This is a genomic window from Caulobacter sp. GW821-FHT12A07 (assembly GCF_058807655.1).
In genome coordinates this window covers 135,962-159,023 of sequence record NZ_JBXAQX010000003.1, presented here as the reverse complement: position 1 = coordinate 159,023, position 23,062 = coordinate 135,962, and the positions used below count along the sequence as shown (strand labels likewise).

Genomic DNA, 23,062 nt, shown 5'->3' with positions numbered 1-23,062 from the left:
CAATCGAGGCGATGGTCATGCGGACGGCTATTGCGGCGGCGTGGCTTCGGCGGGATGGGCCTTGTCGGGTGTCGTTCCGTCGCCGCTGAACGGCTCGAGGCGGAAACTGACGCGCGTAGGCTCCAGCCGCGTGCGGTACTTCATGTGCGGCAGGCCAAAGCCGTTCCAGGTGGTGTCGCCGCCGATCCCCCACTGGGCGGCGTCGACCAGCAGGGTCCCGTCGCCATGGGGGACGATGTCGGTGGACTTCCAAGTCCCCGGCGGGCGACGGTAGAGGTCCTCGTAGGGGAAGGCGAGGGCGGTGGTCATCAGCGGCTTGTCGCCGGCGACCCGCAGGCCCCAAATTTTACCTTCAGGGACGCCGTTCCCCGACAGCTCCAGCCAGCGCACGTCGATCTTGTTGCCGGTGTCCTGGGGCCGCATGTAGTCGTGGTTCTGGTCCGCCACCGCGCCCCGCCACAGGCCGATCGGGGCCGAGGTGTAGCGGTCGACATAGGTTTCGTGCGGGCCGCGGCCGTACCATTCGACGGTCTTGAGGCTTGAAGGGACCGTGAACCACAGGCCCACGCGCACCGGCGGCGGCAGGTCGTCCTTCAGCGGCGTCAGGTCGCCGGTCACGGCCACCGTGCCGTCGCCGGCCATGGCGTAGGTGGTGACGAACTTCGCCGCGCCGGCGCCCAGTCCATAGGTCACGACCACTTCGCTGCCGTCGGCCGTGGCGCGCGCGGTCACCGAGCGCAGCTGGCGCTGCTGGGTCATCACCTGCCAGGGGCGTTGCTGGGCCGACAGGCCGGTGCCGGCGTCGTTGTCGGTCTCGGCCCGGAAGAAGTTCGGCTGGCCGCCCTTGGCCAGGACAACGCCGCCCTTGCTGTAGGCGGCGAGCAGGCCGGTCGTGCGATCGATCTTCAGCGTGGCGCCGGCCGCCGAAAGGGTGACGGCGTCCTTGCTGTCCGCGAGCGCCACCGCGCCCGGCCGGGCGGCGGCGGGTTTGGCCGAGACGGAAACGGCGAACTGCTCCCAGCCGACCACGAAGCCAGCCGGGGTCATCGGCACGGCGCCTGCCTTGGCCTTGGCGCGGACGGTGACGAGGTATTCGACGCTAGGCTTGGTTGCGATCGCCGGCAGCGGCAGGGTGAGGGTCTCGACGCCCCGAGCCTTGGTCGACAGAGCCGGCAGGGCGCCCGAGGCGACCTCGACGCCGTCGCCCTCCAGCACCCAGTCGAAGTCGAAGCCCGACAGGTCGCGGAAGTCGTGGCGGTTGGTCACCGTCACCTTGCCCGTGGCCGGATCGAAACCGCCGAACTGGATCGGCGAGAGCACCTTGCGGACTTCGTAGAACTGGGGATTGGGCGTGCGGTCGGGCTGGATCACGCCGTCGCCGAATTCGATCTCGCCGCCGGGATTGGGCCCGTACTCGCCGCCGTCGCCCCAATAGCGGCGACCGTCCTTGGTGTAGCGGTACATCGACTGGTCGACCCAGTCCCAGATGAAGCCGCCCTGCAGCTTGTCGTACTTGTAGATGGTGTCCCAGTAGTCCTTCAGATTGCCGCCCGAATTGCCCTGCATGTGGGCGTATTCGCACTGGATCATCGGCTGGGTGCGGGTGGGGTCGGTCGCCCAGTCCACCATCTTGGTCACGTCGTCGTACATCGGGGCGTAGATGTCGACATAGGTGTTGGGCACGTGCTCCCAGGGGCGGGCGCCCCAGCCGAGATAGGAGATCAGGCGGCTTGGATCGCGCTTGCGGGCGGCCGCGGCGGCCTTCTCGAAGTTCTGGCCGATGCCGGCCTCGTTCCCGAGCGACCAGAAGATCACCGAGGGGTGGTTCTTGTCGCGCTCGACCATGTTGATCACCCGGTCGACATGGGCGCTTTCCCAGGCCGGATCGAAGCCGATCTGGCGCTTGGCCCGCTGGTCCGGATCGGCGTTGCCCCAGCCCATATAGGCGTGGCTCTCGATATTGGCCTCGTCCATGACATAGAGGCCGTACTCGTCGGCGAGGGCGTACCAGAGTTCGGCGTTGGGATAGTGGGCCGTACGCACGGCGTTGATGTTGGCGCGCTTCATCAACTCGATGTCGCGGCGCATGCTCTCCTCGGAGATGACGTGGAAGGTCTCCGGATCGTGCTCGTGGCGATTGACGCCGCGGATGACGATCGGTCGGCCGTTGACCGCCACCTTGCCGTCCTTGATCTCGACGGTGCGGAAGCCGATGCGCTGCGGCGTGGCCTGGACGACGTTGCCTTGGCCGTCGAACAGCTCGACCAGCAGGGTGTAGAGGTTGGGCGTTTCGGCGGTCCATTGGCGCACGCCTGGGACCGTGGCGTTCAGCGAGACGGTGCGGGCGGCGCCGGCGGCGACCTTGGTTTCGGCCTTCAGCACCTCGCGGTCGCCGTCGAGCAGGGTCATCCGCGCGGTCAGCGGGGCCTTGCGGGCGGTCAGGGAGAGCTCCGTCGAGAGCACGCCGTCGCGGTAGGCCTTGTCGAGGCCGGCGTGGACGAAGACGTCGCTGGTGCGGGTTTGCGGTACGGCCTTCAGATAGACCGAGCGCTCGATGCCCGAGACCCGCCAGAAGTCCTGGTCCTCGAGGTAGGAGCCGTCGGCCCAGCGGTGCACCTGGATGGCGACGAGGTTGGTCCCCGGCTTCACCCACTTCGTCACGTTGAACTCGGCCGGCAGCTTGGAGTCTTCGTAGTAGCCGACCTCCGCTCCGTTGACCCAGACGCGGTAGGCCGCGCCGGCCGCGCCGATGTGCAGGATGACGTCCTGGCCGCTCCAGCCGGCCGGAACCTCGAAGGTGCGGCGGTAGGAACCGACCGGGTTGGTCGCGTGCGGGATCAGCGGGCGGTTGGCGGGGAACGGGTAGGTGATGTTGTTGTAGCGGGCCTGGTCGTAGCCCTGCGCCTGCCACATGGCCGGCACCTTGATGCTCTTCCAGGCCGAGGCGTCGTAGTCCGACTTTTCGAAGCCGTTGGGCACGTCGTCCGATGACGGGCTGAACTGGAAGGCCCACTGGCCGTCGAGGCTGAGGTAGCGGGCCGACCTGGTCATGTCGCCGGCCAGGGCGGCGGCGCGGCTCTCGAAGTGGAAGTGGCTGGCGCTGGCCGGCATCTTGCCGCGGGCGTTGACCGCAGGGTTCTCCCAGTCAGGGCGGGCCGCGTCCACCTGCACCGGATCGACTCGGGGCGCTTCCTCCGCCTGGGCGGCGAGGCCGATCGCCAGCCAGGCCGCGCCCGCCATCATGCTTGCCTTCATTACACTCACTCCCTGACCCGAGCCTCGTTCAGCCCGCGTCGCTTTTCCAGTCCGGCTGCGCTCAACGCTCAGGTGAGGCGCTGTCACCGCTGGTTGCGACCTATCTATTTTGGCCTGACCAATTTGCAATTCCGAAAAATATTTTCTAGATTGTCTTGGGAAAATAATATACAAATCAATTTAACAATACGAAAAAAGCCAGCGATATCAAACTGATCGTCGTTGGTTTACGGGCGCGGCGCCGTGTGGGTTCCATCTCCACATTGCCCTGGCCAATCGCAAGATTGCTGGGACCGGTACCGCGAGAGGGGTTGGCTGAAAAGCTGTCACGCAAGACGGCGGGCCATAACGAGGAGGGAACGAAATTGAAGTCCAAGATCAGCTCGATGCGCGTCCTGAAGGTCGCGCTTCTGTCCGCCACCGTCATGGGCGGCCTGCCGGCCATCGCCCTGGCTCAGGAAGCGGCCGCAACCCAGAACGACACGGTCGACACCGTCGTCGTCACGGGTTTCAAGAAAAGCTACGCCGACGCCGTTCGCACCAAGAAGAACGCCGTTGAAATCACCGACGGCATCTCGTCCGACGGCCTGGGCCGCTTCCCCGACCTGAACGTCGGCGAGGCCCTGCAGCGTATCCCGGGCGTCCAGATCAACCGCGAGGCCGAGGGCCGCGACGCCACCATCAACCTGCGCGGCATGCCCGGCGAATACGCCCGCAACACGCTGAACGGCCAGTCGTTCGCCGGCCCCGCGCTGCTGCGCGACAACCAGGGCTCGCCGCTGGGCGCGTTCAACTCCGACATCTTCTCGGCCTTCGTGATCCAGAAGTCGCCGATGGCCAACACCGTCTCGGGCGGCCTCTCGGGCAATGTCGATCTGCAGATCGCGCCGGCGCTGTCGCGCAAGGACGGCGGCTTCATGAAGGCGTCCTACGAGTACAACACCCTGGGCAGCCTGGGCGCGCCGGCCGCGACCATCGGCTACAACAAGCACCTCACCGACGATCTCGCGGTGTTCGGCACCCTGGCCTACAAGAAAGAGAACTTCCGCCGCGATACGATCCGTCTCAACAGTTACGACTATCTGACGTCGGCGATGACGGGCCTGACGGCCAGCCAGTTCAACGCCACCTATGGCCAGTACTATTCGCCCACGGCCTGCGCGACCAGCGCGACGTCCTACTGCCGCTCGCTGGCCCAGGCGCTTGGTCTGTCGCAATCGGCGGCCTCGGCCTACATCAACAGCAACACCGGCTCGACCAGCAGCAACGGCGTCTGGGCCAACACCCAGATCCGTCAGTACACCCGCATGAACGTGGGCGAGGTCTGGTCGGGTACGGCCGGCGTCGAGTGGCGGCCCAATGACGACACCAAGATCGGCCTGATCGGCTTCAAGACCGATCGCAACCTGCCGGATACCGTCCAGTACTTCCTGATCAACACCGTCCTGCCGTCGTCCACGGCCGGCGCGGGTACGGTGATCACGCCGACGGGCACGCCGGTGAAGACCAACGACGGCCGCTACCTGTACCAGAGCTACACGTTCGCCAACATGAACGCGCTGTCCTCGACCCGTCTGTATTCACAGCGCCAGAAGTCGGACGGCCTGCTGGGCACCTTCGACTGGAAGAACGAGGACTGGCGCGTCGCCGCCGCCCTGACCCTGTCGTCGGGCTACAACGCCTCGGTCGAGACCGAGGTCGACGTCGCCAACTACACTCGCGCGGGCGGCAACGGCGTCACTGGGTCGCTGACCACCGGCCTCGATGACATCGGCAACTTCATCTACACCACCTCGCCCAACCCGCAGAACTCGATCACGACCGGTCAGACCTGGACCTGGGGCGGAACATCCGACCCGACGTCGTTCTACAACAACGGCGCCAAGGCCAACTCGACCAACCAGATCCAGATCCAGGGCACCGAGAGCTTCGCCGAGAACGAGCTGAACAGCGCGGCGTTCGACGTCGAGCGCTTCACGGAGCTGGGCCCGATCAAGAGCATCCAGGCCGGTGTGCGCCTCGAGCGCGAGAAGTATGTGTCGACCGGCTACCGCGTCTACGCCTACGGCGCGCAGCTGCAGAACATCACCTCGAGCATGATGATCACGTCGCCCTTCGTCGACGACTTCATGGGCGGCAAGGGCGGCAGCTACAATCGTAACTGGCAGGTGCTGAACATCCGCGAGTTCCTGAACGCCGTCCGCCCGGTCACCGCCTATCAGAGCGGCGGCCTGTCGACCCAGGGCTTCAACATCCAGTACTCCGACAGCAGCTACTACGACAAGAACTTCACCAACGAGAACGATATCAATCAGTTCTACATCCAGGCGAAGTACGATACCGAGATCTTCGGTCATGGCCTGCGCGGCAACTTCGGTGGCCGCTACGAAGACACCAAGAACACCATCACGACCCTGGATCGCACGACCGCGCCGACCGACTCGATCGGCTCGGCCACGGCCTTCAAGACCGAGAAGTACGTCAACAAGTACGACTACTTCCTGCCCTCGGCGATCTTCGTGGCCGACGTCACCGACGACCTGATCCTGCGCGGCGCCTACTACAAGACCTATGTGCGCCCGCACCCGCGCCAGTATTCGCCGTCGACCAAGGTCAGCCCGACCCAGATCCTCAACACCAGCCTGACCTCGGGCAGCGTCAACGTCTACGACGTCTCGGTGCAGATCGGTAACAACAAGCTGAAGCCCTATCTGGCCGAGTCCTTCGACCTGTCGCTGGAGTGGTACAACCGCCCCAACGGCCTGGTTTCGCTGGCCTATTTCCGCAAGAACATCACCGGCCGCATCGCCTCGACCTCGGATCCGGCGCTGCTGTGCCCGGCCGACGGCTCGACCTGGGGCTTCGGCGCCCTGTCGTGGGACGGCACCTACTGCACGGCCACGGCGCTCAGCAGCACCACCAAGCAGGTGCACGTCAACGCCAGCGGCGCCTACAACCTCGACAAGCCGACCACCGTCGAGGGCGTCGAGTTCAACATCCAGCAGAACCTCGATTTCCTGCCGGGCTTCTGGAAGAACTTCGGCGGCAGCTTCAACTACGCCTACACGACGTCGAAGAGCCCTTCGATCGCGCCGTTCCCGGGCATCTCCAAGCATAACGTCAACGTCATCGGCTACTATGAGACGCCGAAGTTTGGCGTGCGCATGGTCTACAACTACCGCTCGGCCTACGACCTGAACGCCAACGGCACCTACAGCGGCGGCTCGCGCTCGGTCAAACCGCGCGGCCAGCTCGACATGTCGGCGTCCTACAACGTCAACGACCAGCTCACCGTCTCGCTGGACGCCTACAACCTGACCGACGCTGTCCGCTTCGAATACGAGAACGACTACCAAGTCTCGCGTTGGGTCGACTACGACGGCCGCACCTTCACCCTGACGGCGCGCGCCACGTTCTAAAGTTCACTTCCCCCAGTGATGCACTCGATAGCCGGTCCCTCCGTGGACCGGCTATATTTTCTCTTCCGCGGCGCCTTTCGGGCGACTCGCGGAAAGCCTGAGACCGGAAGGATTTCGATGCCGGGACTACGCGCTGGACTTTCCACCCTGCTGGCGACCCTCTTGGCCACGACCGCGCTGGCGGCGGGCCCGATCGCCCAGGCCGCCCCCGCCCAGTCCCTCTACAAGCTTCCCGCCCTCGAGGTCGGCCTCGGCAACGACAACGAAGGCGACACCATTCCCGGGCCGACCCTGCCCAACGGCTCGATCCATCCCTCGCCCGAGACGCCCAATCCCAGCAACGCCGGCTACAACGCCGCCGAGCCGATCAGCGGCTTCGCGCAGCTGCATTCGCAGGGCTCCGGCGGGGTCACCACCTACGGCACGTTCCTGCTGTCGCCCCAGGTGGGCGAGGCCCAGTTCGACGAGACGGCCCACCTGTCGCCCAAGGCCGACGAGATGCTCGCCGCCGACACCTATTCGGTGCGGCTGACCCGCTACGACACCAAGGTCGAAGCGACGCCGGCCCACTACGCGGCGATCTATCGCCTGACCTATCCCGACACCGATCACGCCCAGCTGGTGTTCGACGTCACCCGCAAGGTCGGCGGCCTCGTCGCCTCGGACCAGGCCGACGTGAAGCTCTATCCGGCCGAGGGCAAGATCGTCGGTCACGTAAAGGCCAAGGGCTACTGGAACCCGGCCCTGATCGACATCTGGTTCGTCGCCAAGTTCGACCAGAAGCCGGTCGCCTGGGGCGTGTTCGACAAGGCCGATCGGCGCGCCGGCACGACCGAAGGCAAGACCGGTCCGGACGAGCGCCTGGGCGCCTGGCAGACCTTCAAGACCACGGCCGGCAAGCCGCTGCTGGTCAAGATCGCGGTGTCCTTCACCAGCGCTGAGACGGCCGAGGCCCTGCTGGACCGCGAGATCCCAGATTGGAACTACGACCGCGTCCGCCAGCAGGCCCAGGCGGCCTGGAACGATCGGCTGGGCGAGATCGAGGTCTCGGGCCTGGACGCGGCGCAGACCCGACGGTTCTACACGGCCTTGTACCACGCCTCGACCCATCCCCGGGACCGCAGCCTGGACCAGCCGGCCAAGGAGCTTGGGCGCCCCAACTGGGACGATCACTACACCCTGTGGGACACCTACCGGACGCTGTTTCCGCTGATGTCGGTGCTGCGCCCCAGCGACTACGTGGCCAATATCAATTCGCTGATCCACACCTTCGACAAGTTCGGCGCCGCCGACACCGCGATCATCGGCGGCCAGAACTATCATGTGGGGCAGGGGGGCGACGAAGTCGACAACGTGCTGGGCGAAGCGGCCCTGCGTGGCGCGGCGGGCGTCAACTGGAACGAAGCCTGGCGGCTGACCCACTTCAACGCCTTCGAGCGCCGTCGCCCGCGCTATCTGGAGAGCGGCTATTTCGGCGTCGGCGACCGCAGCCCCGAGCCGAACAACCAGCGCGCCAAGTCGGGCTCCTCGACGCTGGGCTTCGCGCTCAACGACTATTTCGCCGCCCAGGTCGCGGCCAAGGCCGGCCATGCGGACGAGGCCGGCGCTTTGCTGAAGCGCTCGGCCAACTGGCGCAAGATCTGGAACCCGGAGACCACGAGCGACGGCTTCGCGGGCTTCCTGATGCCGCGCTATCCGGACGGCAAGTTCCAGGACATCGATCCCAAGCTCGGCTGGGACGGCAAGGTCCACAACAATGTCGGCTACTACGAGGGCACGGCCTGGATCTATTCCTACGGCGTGCTGCATGACCTGCCGGGCCTGATCGAGGCCATGGGCGGCCGGGTGCGCTTCAACGAGCGCCTGAACCACGCCCTGGACGCGGGCCTGATCGACATCACCAACGAGCCGTCCTTCGCCACCCCCTGGCTGTTCCATGCCCTGGGCCGGTCGGACCTGTCGTCCTACTGGTCGGGCGAGGTGTTCAAGCACTTCACCGCCACCGCCTATCCGGGCGACGAGGACGCTGGGGCGATGAGCTCCAACTACGTCTTCAACCGCCTGGGCCTGTTCCCCAAGCTGGGCAGCGACCTCTTCTACCTGCACGGCCCGCGCCATCCGCGCAGCGTGCTGCACCTGGAGGGCGGGCGGTCGCTGGAGGTCGTGGCGGAGGGCGCCGGGGCGGATCGTCCCTACATCGCCGCGGCCAGCCTGAACGGAAAGCCGCTGCCGGGCCCCTTCATCACCCAGGCGCAGGTGCTGGCCGGCGGCGTGCTGAGCTTCACCATGACCGACAAGCCCGGCCAGTGGGCCTATGACGGCGCGGTGCTGAGCAGCGAGGCCAGCGTTTCGGCCCTGGCCGACGGCAAGACCTCGACCGTCTGGGCCGCCTCGGCCGGCCAGTCGGCGACGTTCACCCGTTCGGCGACGACCTGCCTGAAGGCCTATACCGTCAGCGTCGGCGCCAAGGAGGCCGATCCGACCGCCTGGCGGTTCAGCGGCTTCGACGGCAAGCGCTGGGTCAAGCTGGACGAGCGGCGCGGCGAGCGCTTCGAGCATCGCCACGCCACCCGCAGCTTCGACCTGAAGTCCGGCAAGGCCTATGCCCGCTATCGCCTGGAGCTGACCGCCGGCAAGGCGGTCGAGGTTTCCGAGGTCGAGTTGATCGCCGGGACAGCCTGCCGTTGAGGTTTGGCGCGTCGTCGCCGTCCTATCCAGTACAAGACCCGCCACGCGTAGGGAGGCCTGGGCCTATGAAGATGTCGAAGTCGATCTGGCGCGGCGCCCTGGCGCTCGTGCTGTGCCTCGGCGCCGTCCAGGCCGCCCAAGCCCAGAGACGCGGCGAGGCTGGCGCTATCTTCACCGACAGCCTCTCGCGCGGCGGCTTCGTGCTGGTCGAGACGGGCAGGGCGCCGACCATCGTGGTCGATCCCGCCGACGCCGCCGTCGTGCGCCACGCCGCCGACGACCTAGCCGAGGACCTCAACACCGTCACCGGCCAGCAGGCGGCCGTGTCGAGCGCTCCTTCGGGCAAGACGGCCATCCTGGTCGGCACTTTGGGCCACAGCAAAATCATCGACGCCCTGGTCGCGGCCAGGAAGATCGACGTCTCGCGGCTCTCCGGCGCTTGGGAGAGCTTCGTCGTCGCCTCGGTCGACCGCCCGGCGCCCGGCGTCGACAAGGCCCTGGTGGTGGTCGGCAGCGACCGGCGCGGCACGGCCTTCGGCGTCTACGAGGTGGCCCAGGCCATGGGCGTGTCGCCCTGGGCCTGGTGGGCGGACGTCACGCCCAAGCATCGCGACAAGCTGTTCGTCGCCGCCGGCGTCCATCGCTTCGGCCCGCCGTCGGTCCGCTACCGCGGCGTCTTCGTCAACGACGAGGACTGGGGCCTCTATCCGTGGGCGGTGAAGACCTTCGATCCCGAGCGCGGCGACATCGGGCCCAAGACCTATCGCCGGATCTTCACCCTGCTGCTGCGCCTGAAGGCCAACACCCTGTGGCCGGCCATGCACCACACGACCGCGCCGTTCAATTCCGATCCGGAAAACGCCAAGTTGGCCGAGGAGTACGGCATCGTCATGGGCTCGTCCCACGCCGAGGCCATGCTGCGCAACAATGTCGGTGAGTGGAAGGACGACCCGGCCAAGTTCAACTACGCGACCAATCCCGAAGGCGTGAAGGCCTATTGGGAAGAGCGCGCCAAGGCCAACGGCCCCTATGAGAGCCTCTGGACGCTGGGCATGCGCGGCATCCACGATACCGGCATGGTCGGCCCCAAGACCATGGAGGAGAAGGTCGCGCTGCTGGACAGGATCATCGCCGACCAGCGCGAGGTCCTGGCCAAGAACGTCTCGGGCGACGTTTCCAAGGTTCCGCAGATCTTCGTGCCCTACAAGGAGGTGCTGGAGATCTACCGCGCCGGGGTGAAGGTCCCCGACGACGTCACCATCGTCTGGCCCGACGACAATTTCGGCTACATCCGCCAGTTCCCCAGCGCCGAGGAAGCCGGCCGCAAGGGCGGGGCGGGGGTCTACTACCACCTGTCCTATCTGGGTTATCCGCTGGCCTATCTGTGGCTGGGCACGACGCCGCCGGCCCTGGTCCAGGAGGAGATGATCCACGCCTGGGACAAGGGCGCGCGCAGCGTCTGGATCGCCAATGTCGGCGACATCAAGCCGGCCGAGATCGGCGCCAGCCACTTCCTGGAGATGGCCTGGGACATCGACCGCTGGCGGGGCAAGACCCAGCGCCAGTTCCTGGCCGACTGGACCGGCCGTGCCTTCGGCCCCCAGCTAGGCGGCAAGGCGGCCGACCTGCTCGACGCCTATTACCGCCTGAACTTCGAGCGCCGACCCGAGCACCTGGAATGGCAGCCCCAGGCCGAGAACCGGCACCTGTCGAGCTACACCCCCGACGAGGTCAATGACCGCCTGCGGGCCTTCCGCAAGCTGACGGCCGACACCAAGGCGGCGAGCGCCGATGTGCCGCCGGAGCTGGCTGACGCCTGGTTCGAGCTGGTCGAATTCCCGATCCGCGTCTCGGCCGCCGCCAACATGCGGTTCTTCGCGGCCGAGCGTTACAATGAACTGGTCGACAAGCAGCAGGCCATGGCCCGCTCGGCCGGCGGCGCGGCCGTCGAGGCCCAGGCCGAGATCACGGCCCTGACCGACCGGTTCAACAACCAAGTCGCCGGCGGCAAGTGGCGCTGGCTGATGCCGGAGGAGCCCGCCGACAGTCAGTGGCGGATCTACCGCGCCCGTCCGATCCCGACGCCTAGCCTTGGCCTGGTCTCCAATCCGGCGGCGTTCCTGGCCGTGGTCGATGGCAATGCGCCGGCCAATTCGCCGATCGTCGAGGCCGAGGCCTTCGCCGCCAACACCGGCTGGCGTCTGGTCGAGGGCGTTGGCCGCGGGCGCGGCGTCATGCTGGCCGATGCGCCCGGCGCGACCCTGACGCTGGCGGTCGATGTGGCGACCGCCGACGGCCGCCGCGTGCAGTTGGGCGTCCTGCCGATCTTCCCCGACGGCCAGGCCCAGGACATCGCCTTCGACGTCAGCATCGACGGCGGTCCGCCCGAGCGCGTGACCCTGCCGCGCAAGGTCGGCTCGCCGGCCTGGGCCGAGGGCGTGCTCGACAACCTGCTGAAGCCCGTCGTCGGGCCGTCGCTGTCGCCCGGACGGCATACGGTGGTGGTGACGGCGCGCGTGGGCCGCGTGGGCCTGGACCGGGTGCGTCTGGTTGTTCCCGAGCAGGTGGCGACGCACGAGAACCATTGAGGGTGACTTCTCCCTTCCCCCTTGATGGGGGAAGGGCCGGGGATGGGGGTGTCTGCTGAGTTGGCGACCGCGCGGCGTCCAGCGCCGCATCACCCCCACCCCAACCCTCCCCCATCAAGGGGGAGGGAGTTTAGACAGTTCTGTTAAAGCCCGTTCGGCGGCGCCGTGAAGGTCGTCGCCCAGGTCGACGGCGCGGGCCCCATGGTCAGCTCCAGCACCCCGCCCTTGGCCAGTTCGTCGTGGGTGATCCAGGCGCGGTCGATCGGCTTGCCGTTCAGCTTGGCCGCCGTCACGTAGCGGTTGGCTTCCGACGCCGCCGGAGCCGAGACGACGAAGGTCTTGCCGCCTTCCAGCGCGATGGCGCTGCGCGTGAACACCGGCGAGGCGATGTAGTAGTAGGGCTGGCCCGCGTTCGGGTAGAGGCCGACGGCGTTCCAGACGTACCAGCTCGACATCGCCCCGGCGTCGTCATTGCCCGGCAGGCCGGTGCGGGTCGCCCGATAGTGCTTGGCCATCAGCTGGCGGGCGATCTCGGCCGTGCGGTCGGGCCGCCCAGCGTGGATGTAGAGGTACGGCGCCAGGATGTCGGGCTCGTTGCCCTGCGAATAGTGGCCGTCGAACAGGTGGTCGAGCCAGGTCACGAACCCCTTGGCGCCGCCCGTCTTGGCCATCAGCCCGGCCACGTCCTGTGGGACGTAGGTCGAGTACTGCAGGGCGTTGCCCTCGTAGAACACCGCGTCCCACCACGGTCCCGAACGGTCGGGATACTCGTAGGTGCAGCTGTAGTTCTCGACCCACTCGCCGTTGGGATAGCGCGGCCGCACGCAGCCCAGCGTATCGTCCCAGATGTTCTTCCAGTTGCCCGAGCGCGCGATGTAGCGCTTGGCGTCCTCGGTCTTGCCCAGGGCCTTGGCCACCACGCCGATGGCGTAGTCGTCATAGGCGTATTCCAGGGTGCGCGAGGCCGAGCGGGTCTGCGTGAAGGGCACGTAGCCGAGCTTCAGGTAGTCCTTCAGCACCCGGCCCTGCAGGAAGGGCTGGTCGCTGTCGACCTCGCCGTTCTTGCGCAGCGCCTCGTAGGCCAGGGGCAGGTCGAAACCACCCAGCTTCTTGACCACGGCGTCGGCCACCAGGATGTCGCCGTTCGAGCCGCCCTGGGTCATGCCGTTGGCGCCGGCGATGCGCGAGTCCGGCATCCAGCCGGTGTGCTTGTAGGTGTCGATCAGGGAACGGAGCATGTCGCGCTGGCGCTGCGGCTGGATCACCGTCATCAGCGGATGCAGCGTCCGGAAGGTGTCCCACAGGGTGTAGAAGTCCTCGTAGTGGGGCTCGTCGGACTTCCACCAGACGTTCTCGCCCGACAGGTCGTGCGGCATGGTGTGCGAGCGGTAGAGCGCGGAATAGAAGATCCGCTGCTGCTCGTCGCTGCCGCCCTGCACCTGGATCTTGGCCAGGGCCTGGGCCCACTGGGCCTTGGCCGCCTCGTGATAGCCGTCGAAGTCCCAGCCGGGCATTTCCTCGGCCAGGTTGGCGCGGGCCTGGTCGGCGCTGACGAACGACACGGCCAGCTTCATCTGCACCTGGCGGTCGGTGGTGGTGTCGAAGGTCAGCCAGGCGCCCAGACGGTTGGAGAACTCGCGCTCGGTGTCGTACTCGATCATCAGGCCTTGGCGGTTGGCCGCGCTCTTCACCTGCGAGCCGCCTTCGGCGCGGCCCTTGCCGGGCTTGGCCTCGAACCAGCCTTGGCCGGCCGTCCACGAGCCGAAGGCCTTGGCCGGGCGATCGACCACGGCGTGGAAATAGAGGGTGTAGGGCGCCGGATTCCAGCCGCCCTCGACCGTGACCTCGCCGGCCAGGGTGTGGTCGTCGATCAGCTCCACCTTGGCCAGCCGCACCCGCTGGCCGCGCCCGCGCATGGCGACCACCGAACTGACGTCGAAGATCAGCTGGCTCTGCGCATTGGCCGGATAGGTTAGGCGCTGGAAGCCGACCCGCCGCGAGGCGGTCAGTTCCACCTTGATGCGCTCGGCCTCGCTGTTGCCCAGGCCCACGGCGTAGTAACCGGGCGAGGCCCGTTCGTCGGTCTTGCCGAAATGCAGGTGGTTCAGCTTCAGCGGGCCGACGGTCGGCGTGACCCGGAAGTTGCCGTACTTGCCCGAGCCGCCCGTGCCGCTGACATGGGTGTAGCTGAAGCCGATGATCGGGCTCTTGGAGTCGTAGCCGTTGGTGTCGGCGTTGGTGGTGTCGGGGCTCAGCGACACGAAGCCGAACGGCACGCCGGCGCCCGGCACGGTGTTGCCGCCGGTCACCCCGCCGCCGTCGACCCCGACGAAGGGATCGACCTTGCTTGTAAGATCAGGCGGCCCTGCCTGCGCGAGGGCCGCCAGCGGGGTCGAGATCATGACCGCGCCGAGCAGAAGGGCTCGAAAGGAACGCATCGTCGCCATCCTGGATACCGGCCGAGTCGAGTCAGGCCTTGTGGGTGCGGGCGTAGTGGTCGAAGGCGACGGCGGCGACAATGATCAAGCCGATCACCACCTGCTGGAAGTACGAGGTGACGTGCATGATGACCAGGCCGTTGGACAGGACGCCTATCAGCAAGGCGCCCAGGATGGTCCCGCCGACATTGCCCGAGCCGCCCGACAGGCTGGCGCCGCCGATCACCACCGAGGCGATGACCCTCAGCTCGTAGCCGGTGCCGGCCACGGCCTCGGCCGAGCCCAGGCGCGCCGACAGCAGGAAACCCGACAGGCCGGCCAGGGCGCCGATCACGGCGTAGACGCTGGTGACGACGAAATCGACGTTGACCCCCGACAGCCGCGCGGCCTCGGCGTTGCCGCCCACCGCATAGACCTGGCGGCCGTAGCGGGTGTAGCGCAGCACCACGTGGCCGACGGCCGCCACCAGGGCGAAGACCACGATCGGCACCGGCACGAACAGGATCTGGCCCGTGCCCCACCAGCGATAGGCCGCGTCGAAGCCCGAGATCGGGCCGCCGTCGTTGAGCAGCAGCGTCGCCCCGCGCCAGACGGTCATGCCGCCCAGGGTGACGATGAAGGCCGGCACGTGCAGCTTGGTCACCACCTTGCCGTGGACATAGCCGGCGATCAGGCCGACGGCGCTGGAGATCGCCAGGGCGACGAACCAGGCGGCAGGCGAGCCGCCGATCAGGTTGGTGACCACATAGGCCGCTGCGAGCGAGGCGCAGGCCAGCAGCGAGCCCACCGCCACGTCGATGCCGCCGATCAGGATCACATAGGTCATGCCGACCGCGATGATCCCGTAGATCGACACTTCGCTGAGGATGTTCAGCGCGTTGCGCAGCGTCAGGAAGCGCTCGTTGACGGTTCCGAACACGGCGATCAGCAGCAGCAGGAACAGGATCGTCCGGTGCTTGCGCGCGAAGGCCAGCAGGTCGAAGCGGCGGCCGGGCGGCGGCGCGGCGCGCTCGGCGGCCGGGTCCGGGGAGAGGGTGGGGGAGGCGGTCATTGCGGGCGGTGTTCCATTCCTGACGAGACCGGACGGGCGCCGGTCGCCATGTAGGCCATCAGGCCCTCTTCGGTGGCCGTTTCGGCCTCGAGATCGGCGACGACCGCGCCTTCGCGGAAGACGACGATGCGGTCGCTGACGGCCATGACCTCGGCCAGTTCCGTGGAGATGACGACGATCGCCACGCCCTGGGCGGCCAGATCGCACAGCACCTGGTGCACCTCGGCCTTGGCGCCGATGTCGATGCCGCGGGTGGGCTCGTCGACGATCAGCACCCGCGGGGCCAGGGCCATGGAGCGGCCCAGCAGCACCTTCTGCTGGTTGCCGCCCGACAGCTTGCCGATCGCGGTCTCCTGGTCGGCCATCTTGATCCGCAGCTTCTGGCGGTAGGTTTCGACGAGGTCGCGTTCGGCGCTCTCGTCGATCCATTGGCCCATGCGGCTGAGACCGCCCAGACTGGGCAGGCTGAGATTGTGTCGGATCGAATGGTCGAGGAAGCAGCCCTGCTGCTTGCGGTCCTCGGGCACCAGCATGACGCCGGCCTTGATGGCGTCGCGCGGCGACTTCAGCTTCAGCGGCTTGTCGTCCAGCTTGATCGAACCCGAAGCAATGGCGTCGGCGCCGAAGATCAGGCGGGCCAGGTCCGTGCGGCCCGCGCCGACCAGGCCGGCCAGGCCGACGATCTCGCCGGCGCGCACCTCCAGGCGGATGTCCTTGAGATAGTTCGGCGCGGAGAGGCGAGGACGGCGGGGGCTGACGCCCTCCACCTTCAGCACCACCGGCCCGGGCGGGCCTTGCCGGACGCGGCGGGTGAACTCGACATTGCGGCCGACCATCAGCCGGACCATGTCGGCCACCTCGACGTCGGCCACATCGCCGCTGGCCACCCAGCGGCCGTCGCGCATGACGGTGTAGCGGTCGCACATGGCCTTCACCTCGGCCAGGCGGTGCGAGACGTAGATCACGCTGACGCCGCGGGCCTTCAGGCCGGCGATGATGGCGTGCAGGCGATCGACCTCGCGGCTGCTGAGCGCCGCCGTCGGCTCGTCCATGATGATCAGCCGGGCGTTCAGGGTCATCGCCTTGGCGATCTCGACCATCTGTTGCTCGGCCACCGTCAGGTGACGGACGACCTCGTTCGGATCGAGCGGCAGGCCCAGTTTGTCCAACAGGTTGCGGGCGTCGGCGCGTAACTTGCCCCAGTCGATGAGTCCCAGCCGCTTGGGCTCGCGGCCGAGATACATATTCTCGGCGACGCTGAGCTCGGGAAAGAGGTTGAACTCCTGATAGATCGTGGCGATGCCCAGTTGCTGGCGACGCAGGGGCGCATCGCGCGGGTCCAGCGCATGGCCGTCGAAGGTCACGGTCCCCTCGTCGGCGGCGTGGGCGGCCGACAGGATCTTGATCAGGGTCGACTTGCCCGCGCCGTTCTCGCCCAGCAGGGCATGGACCTCGCCGTTTCCGACGGTCAGCCGCACATGGTCGAGGGCCAGCACGCCGGGGAAGCGCTTGCTGACCTTGCTGACGTCCAGGAGGGTCATGGCGACCTACTTGACCTCGGAGATGCGCGAGGCCTCGGTCAGGTTGGCGCTGGTGATCAGCACCGGGGTCAGGCTGACCGATTTGGGCGCGGCGCCGGTCTTGATCTTGTCGACGGCCTGGCGAAGGGCGGTGCGGATCTGCTGGCCGGGGTTCTGCTCGACCGAGGCGACCATCTCGCCGGTCTTGATGCGGGCCAGGGCCTCGGGGATGGCGTCGAAGCCCAGCACCTTGATCTTGGCCGGGCCGAAGCCCGCGGCGCGCACGGCCTCCAGCGCGCCCATGGCCATGTCGTCGTTCAGGCACAGGATCACGTCGGGCGGGCTGTCGTGCATCGAGGTCAGCACGTTCTGGGTGACGGTCAGGGCCTGGTCGCGCTTGGAGTTGGCGGTCTGCTCGGTGACGATCTTGAACGCCGCGCCGCCGGCCGCCAGGCCCTCGTGCACGCCCTTGACCCGTTCGATCGAGCTGGAGCTGCCGGGGTCGTTGGTGATCACCACCACACGCGCGCCGGCCGGATAGGTCTTGACCACCCAGTCGGCCATGGCGCGGCCGCCGGCCACGTTGTCGGCGCCCACATGGGGCACGGGCGGCGTCGCGCCGGCGATGTTGCGATCGACCGAGATCACCGCCACGCCCTGCTTGGCCAGTTCGTCGGCGGCGGTCGCCAGCGCCTTGGAGTCGGTCGGAGCGACGATCACCACCTTGGCGCCCTGCACGGCGGCGGCCTCGAGGTCGGCGATCTGCTTGGAGGAATTGTTCTGGGCGTCCATCACCTGGACCTTCACGCCCAGCTTGGTCGCCTCGTCTTCCAGTTCGCGGCGCATGGCCACGAAGAAGGGCTGGGAAAGGTCGTTGAAGCTGACCACCACCTCGGCGTCCTGGCCGCCGCGCGAGCAGGCCCCCAGCAATCCGCCGGCCGCCGCCGTCAGCCCGAGTCCGGCTGCCAGACCAAGGAGGCGCCGACGCGTCGTCTGGGGGCGGATCATGGCGTTTCTCTACTCGCTAATGGACTTGATTATCGGATGCTGAGCATCGCTTTCGTTGGCTGACACAAAAGTGGAAGGCATATTCCATGTCAAGGTCATCTGGGAAAGTGTGTTTCATTTTCGTGCGCGGCGGTGTAGTGGGTGACCGCTGTCGTCGAGGTAGGCCGCGCCACCGAGTCCGGAGGCTGGCCGACGTCGCACCGAAGATTCCGCAACGCCAGGCGCGCGGGCGAGCATGCCTGATCTGGCGTGAAATGGAACGGCCGAGATCGGCCGGTTCATGACGATCTGGGAACAACTGAACGGCGTCTCTTCCCTCTGAGACGCCGTTCCTTTTTCGTCCTGACCAAAGTCGCCTAGAGGCCGGCCGCCTGGCTGAGGGCGCGACCCACGGCGTCATAGTCGCCGTTGAAGTGGTGGTCGCCGGGCAGGCCGATCTTGCGCACCTGGGCGGGGAAGGTCGGGCAGGCGTCGCCGTGCTCCTCGGAGCCATAGACGCAGACGATCTTCAGATCCTTCAGCGAGGCCAGGACCGGCGCGATCGGATAGCTGTCCTTGGCGCCGACATCGAGCCAGTCGCCGGGGTGGAACTCCAGCTCGCCCGTGGAATCGGTTCCGAGCAGGGCGACGATGCGGACCTGGCCGCGCAGGTCGGCCGGCAGGTGCTGGACGATGATCGGCAGGGCGTCGGCGCCGAAGGAATAACCCGCCAGGATCACCTGTTTCTTGCCCCAGGCGGCCTGGTAGTGGCGGATCACGGCGGCCAGGTCGTCGGCCGCGGCCTGCGGCGTGCGCCGGCTCCAGAAGTAGCGTAGGGAGTCGTAGCCGACCACGGGCACGCCCGCCTTCACGAAGCCTTCGGCCAGGCCCCGGTCGATGCCCGCCCAGCCGCCGTCGCCGGAATAGAACACCGCCAGCGTGTCGCCGTTCGAGGCCGTCGGCACCTCGACAAGCGGCAGGCCGGCCAGTCGGGCGGCGGAGGCTTGTGGCGCTGCGACGGCGACGGGAGCGATCGCGGCCAGGGCCTGGGGCAGGTCCGGCTCGACACGGCCTTGCGGCAGTGTGGCGGCGAAGGCGCGGGCTGGCGCTGCGTCCTGGCCGACGATGACGAACGGCGTGCTGAGCTTCGGGTTCGGCGCATAGGCGAAACCGCCTTGCGTCGCCGCCGTGTGGACCAGGCCGCCGTCGCCGGCGATCAGGGGGCGGGTGGTCGCGAGATCGGCGCGGAAGTCGAGGCCCGCGCCGCCCTGGAAGATGCCGACGGGCGACTGAGCCAGCGTCCCATAGGCCAGCGCCGCGCCGGCTCCCCGTCCGATCAGGATCGGCCGGTGATAGCCCGAGAACTTCAGGGTTTTCTGCGCGGCCTGCGCCAGTTCGGAGAAGTCGCCGGCCGGATAGAGCCCGTGGCCTCCGGCCGCTTGCTCGGCGGCAGGCAGGAAATGGCGCAGGTCGACGCCGACCACGGTGGCGTCCTGCATCGTCAGACGACGGGCCAGGTCGGTGAGCTCGGGCGTCCATCCGGCCTTGTCGGAGATCAGCACCACGAACCGGCCGGGCTCGGCGGCCCGCCGATAGATCGTCACCGCGCCGAACGAGCCGAAGTGGAAGGGCGTCTCGGTCAGCGGACCCATCGGGACGGGCGGGGACGGGGGCGCGGCGACCGTCCCCGCGTCGGCGGTGGCGGCGAGGCGGCCGTGCAGGGCGACGAAACCGCCGGCGCCCAGGGCCAGGGCGGCGCCGGCGCCTAGCAGGATCTTGCGGATGGACATGGGGAGGCTCCCTCGACGTGACTGCGAGGGTGTTGTCCCAGGCCCGGCTGTCTTCTCCCTGCCGCCGACCTTACGGATTTGTGAGGGTGGGCGGTTCGCGGCCGATCAGACGGGTGGCGTCGATCAGGGCGGGGGCCAGGCCCGACGGCGGGGCGGCCAGGTAGCGCGGCGTCCAGACCGGATCGAACTTGCTCTTGAACGCCCGTAGCCCCTCGAAGCCGTAGTAGGCGCCGCCGCGACGGGCGATCTGGCGGCCGACCTTGTGCCAGAAGGGCGCGAGGCGATGATCGACCAGGCCCGACAGCGGGGCCATGCCGAGGTTGAACCAGGCGAACCCCCGGGCCTTGGCCCACAGGATCAACTCGACGAACAGGAAGTCCATGACGCCGCGCGGCGCATCGGCAAAGTGGCGCATCAGGTCGATGGAGGCTTCGGTCTCTCCGCCGGTCCAGATGTTGGCGAAGGCGACGATCTCGTCTCCCTGCCGAACCAGCGCGATCGGATCGTGGCGGAGCACCGCGGGGTCGAAGCGGCCCAGCGAGAAGCCCTTCTCGCGTCCGCCATGGTCGAGCAGCCAGGCGTCCGACACCATCCGCAGGCGCGCCAGCAGGTCGTCGGCGATCGGCGGCTGGACGACCTCGAAGCTCAGGCCCTCGCGCTGGCCGCGCGCGTAGCTCTGGCGCAGGTTGCGGCGAGCCCCGCCGGCCAGCTCGAAGTCGGCCAGGGGCACGCGGGCCTCTTCGCCCAGCTTGATGGCCGAGAGACCCAGGTCGAGATAGTCGGTGATGCGCTCGCCGCTGGCGTGATAGGCGACCGGCCGCGCGTCCTGGCGATCGGCCAGTTCGCGGAACTTCCAGAGCAGGGCCTTGCCGGCCTCGCGGTCGCCCACGGGATCGCCGAGCATGATCAGGCTCGCGCCCTCGGCGCCGTACATCAGGAAGGCCGAGCCGTCCTCGGCGGCGAGGATCGCCTTGTCGCCGGTCAGGGCCAGGCGGGCGGTGGTGTCGGGCGAGGCCGAGACCAGCGGGCGGATCGCCTCCAGCGCCTCGCGCGGCGCCGGCCGGGCCTCGGCGTGCGGCAGGCGCGCCAGCCGCCAGATGCCGCCGGCGAAGATCAGCGCCCCCAGGAAGGCGATGCTGCGCATGAAGCGGGCGTGGTCGGCGTGATAGCCGAAGTGGGTCAGCAGCCGGGTCTCGAATGGCGCGCGCTCGTAGATCCAGGCCCCCAGGGCGATCGAGCCGACGAACACCGCCAGCACGCCGGTCGCCAACCACGGCGCCAGGGCGTCGCGTTCGATCGCGCCGCGTCGGGTGAACAGTCGTCCGGACGCGAACAGGGCCGCGGCCAGGGCGAGCGCCACGCAGGCCGGCGCGAAGTCGAGGCCCCGCAGCAGGGCGGTCGAGGCCGCGAGCAGGGCCACCGGCATGGCCGCCAGCCTTGCGGTCTGCAGCCGTCGGAACAGGCCCAGCGACAGCACCATCAGCGCCAGGCCGCTGGCCAGCGAGATCAGGTGGCTGGTCTCGACCACGATCAGCGGCACGACCAATTTCAGCAGGCCCAGGCGGTCGGTCGGGATGCGCCCGACGGCGATCAGCACCAGCGCGCCACCCAGCACGAAGGAGACGGCGGCGATGGCGGTGGGGCCCGTCGCCCGCCAGGCCCGGCGAACGGCCAGGCCCGCGCCGCGCGCGCCGGACTCCAGGCTCAGCAGCAGGCCGGCGGCCGCCAGCAGCGGGACGATGTAGTAGAACAGGCGATAGCCGACGAAGGCGGCGGTCAGGGCCGCGCGGTCGAGGTTGGGCAGCAGGGCCAGCATCGCGCCCTCGAACACGCCGACGCCGCCGGGCAGGCCAGAGAACAGGCCCGCCGCGGTCGAGACCGCGTAAGCGCTGGCGAAGGCGGGGAAGGGCGGCGCGGCGTCGCCGACTAGCAGCCAGACCAGGGCCGAGGTCGCGATGTTGTCCGCCACGCCGATGACCATCTGGGCCAGACCCCAGGTCAGCGGCGGCAAGGTGAAGGCGCGGCCGAAGATCCGCAGCGGACCGCGCTGGGTCGCGCAGGCGACGAGATAGGCGATGGGAAAGCTCAGCAGCAGCACGCCGACCGCATGCGCCAGACCCGGATGCAGATGCAGCACCGCGAAGGTCGCCGCCGGCGCGGTCAGCAGGCTGACCCCCGCGAGGCTGGAGAGGCCCAGGGCGAAGGAGACGGCGCAATAGAGCGTGGTGCGCGCCACCTTGCCGACGTCCGCGCCGTGCCGGCCGTAGAGCCGGGCGCGCACCGCTCCCGCCACGATCGGGGTCAGGCCGATGCTGTTGGCGAAGGCGTAGGCGATGAACGAGCCGGGCAGGCCCACGCGCAGCGGCACCTTGGCGCCGGCCCAGCGCAGCCCCAGCTGCTCGTTGACCGCCAGGAGGCTGTAGCTGAGCGCGACCAGCCCGCCGGCCATGGCCAGCCGTGCCGCGCCCCAGTCGTGCATCTCGCGACCGATCTCGGCCGGCGACAGGTGATGAAGCTCACGCCAGAGCACGAAGGCCGCCGTCGCCAGCAGGGCGATCGGCAGCAGTCGCGAAAGGATCGTCTTCAGAGTGTCCACGCCCATGACGGGCAGGGGAGCGGCTTTCGTCTCCGGGGTAAAGCCGGTTCGCGCGACGTCAGACACCGGCGACCTCCGCGACGATCTCTTCGGCGGCGGTTTCAGCCCGGCGGGCGGCCTCGGCGGTCTGCTGGCCGAGCACGATCAGGTGGGCGGTCATGTCGGCCAGTTCGCGCGTGCGCAGGGCGTCGAGCTTTTCGTGCAGGGCCATGATCTCGAGCTCGGACTTCAGATTGACCTCGTAGTCGTGCTCGGCGGCGGCGCGGTCCTTCGAGGCCTGACGGTTCTGGCTCATCATGATGATCGGCGCCTGGACGGCCGCGATCATCGACAGGATCAGGTTGAGGAAGATGAAGGGGTAGGGGTCGAACGGGCGCAGGCCCAGGCGCGGCAGGACGCCCGCGTTCAGCCCGGCCCACAGGACCAGGAAGAAGGCGAAGCTGATAATGAAGCCCCAGGAGCCGCCGATCTCGGCCACGCGGTCGGCCAGACGCTGACCGAACGACATGGCTTCATCCGTCTCGTCGGCGATGTTGCGAGCGATGGCGGCGCGCCGGACGATCTGCAGGATCACCCGGCGTTCCTCGGATTCCAGTTCGCGAAAGCCGTGGCCCAGCAGGCGACGGGCTTCGGCGTCGAGTTTCTGGATGGCGTCGCGCATGGTCTTGGCCCCTCTGCTGTCGTTGACGACGAGGGGCTTGATCGCGCCGGCGTCTCACCGGGACTTGGC

Annotated in this window: 10 protein-coding genes and 1 pseudogene; 3 read left to right on the top strand and 8 right to left on the bottom strand. The window is 68.2% G+C overall.

The features are described 5' to 3' along the window. Nucleotides 1–27: 27 nt before the first annotated feature. Entirely contained in the window at nt 28–3,255 is a 3,228-nt protein-coding gene (locus AC1RRS_RS07290; protein WP_492854560.1) for a glycoside hydrolase family 2 TIM barrel-domain containing protein, read from the bottom strand. A gap of 386 nt (nt 3,256–3,641) precedes the next feature. On the opposite strand from AC1RRS_RS07290, the gene AC1RRS_RS07285 reads away from it, so the two are divergent. The 3 genes and pseudogenes from AC1RRS_RS07285 to AC1RRS_RS07275 form a co-directional block, all read left to right on the top strand. Further along, the gene (locus AC1RRS_RS07285) at nt 3,642–6,674 is read left to right on the top strand and encodes a TonB-dependent receptor (protein ID WP_492854932.1); all 3,033 of its coding nucleotides are present in this window, start codon (nt 3,642–3,644) and stop codon (nt 6,672–6,674) included. 117 nt (nt 6,675–6,791) lie between these two features. Next, on the top strand, nt 6,792–9,362 hold the full coding sequence (locus AC1RRS_RS07280; RefSeq protein WP_492854559.1) for a GH92 family glycosyl hydrolase: 2,571 nt from the start codon (nt 6,792–6,794) through the stop codon (nt 9,360–9,362). 161 nt (nt 9,363–9,523) lie between these two features. Further along, nucleotides 9,524–11,950: pseudogene (locus AC1RRS_RS07275) on the top strand (glycosyl hydrolase 115 family protein); the annotation flags it as partial. A 143-nt stretch (nt 11,951–12,093) separates the two neighbouring features. Here the strand turns inward: AC1RRS_RS07275 and AC1RRS_RS07270 are convergent. The 7 genes from AC1RRS_RS07270 to AC1RRS_RS07240 form a co-directional block, all read right to left on the bottom strand. After that, complete coding sequence (locus tag AC1RRS_RS07270) at nt 12,094–14,397, bottom strand: GH92 family glycosyl hydrolase (RefSeq protein WP_492854558.1); 2,304 nt, start codon at nt 14,395–14,397, stop codon at nt 12,094–12,096. A 22-nt stretch (nt 14,398–14,419) separates the two neighbouring features. After that, nucleotides 14,420–15,439, bottom strand: a complete 1,020-nt coding sequence (locus AC1RRS_RS07265) for an ABC transporter permease (RefSeq protein WP_492854557.1) — start codon at nt 15,437–15,439, stop codon at nt 14,420–14,422. Further along, nucleotides 15,436–16,980 carry a sugar ABC transporter ATP-binding protein gene (locus AC1RRS_RS07260; RefSeq protein ID WP_492854556.1) on the bottom strand — a complete coding sequence of 515 codons (1,545 nt, stop codon included), beginning with the start codon at nt 16,978–16,980 and terminating at the stop codon, nt 15,436–15,438. The genes AC1RRS_RS07265 and AC1RRS_RS07260 overlap by 4 nt, the downstream gene beginning before the upstream one ends. Before the next feature lie 6 nt (nt 16,981–16,986). Further along, complete coding sequence (locus tag AC1RRS_RS07255; protein WP_492854555.1) at nt 16,987–17,967, bottom strand: sugar ABC transporter substrate-binding protein; 981 nt, start codon at nt 17,965–17,967, stop codon at nt 16,987–16,989. A 356-nt stretch (nt 17,968–18,323) separates the two neighbouring features. Beyond that, nucleotides 18,324–19,736 carry an AcvB/VirJ family lysyl-phosphatidylglycerol hydrolase gene (locus tag AC1RRS_RS07250; protein WP_492854554.1) on the bottom strand — a complete coding sequence of 471 codons (1,413 nt, stop codon included), beginning with the start codon at nt 19,734–19,736 and terminating at the stop codon, nt 18,324–18,326. Between the two features lie 70 nt (nt 19,737–19,806). Beyond that, nucleotides 19,807–22,398 carry a bifunctional lysylphosphatidylglycerol flippase/synthetase MprF gene (gene mprF, locus AC1RRS_RS07245; RefSeq protein ID WP_492854553.1) on the bottom strand — a complete coding sequence of 864 codons (2,592 nt, stop codon included), beginning with the start codon at nt 22,396–22,398 and terminating at the stop codon, nt 19,807–19,809. After that, entirely contained in the window at nt 22,391–22,993 is a 603-nt protein-coding gene (locus AC1RRS_RS07240) for a DUF1003 domain-containing protein (protein ID WP_492854552.1), read from the bottom strand. The genes mprF and AC1RRS_RS07240 overlap by 8 nt, the downstream gene beginning before the upstream one ends. Nucleotides 22,994–23,062 lie beyond the last annotated feature (69 nt).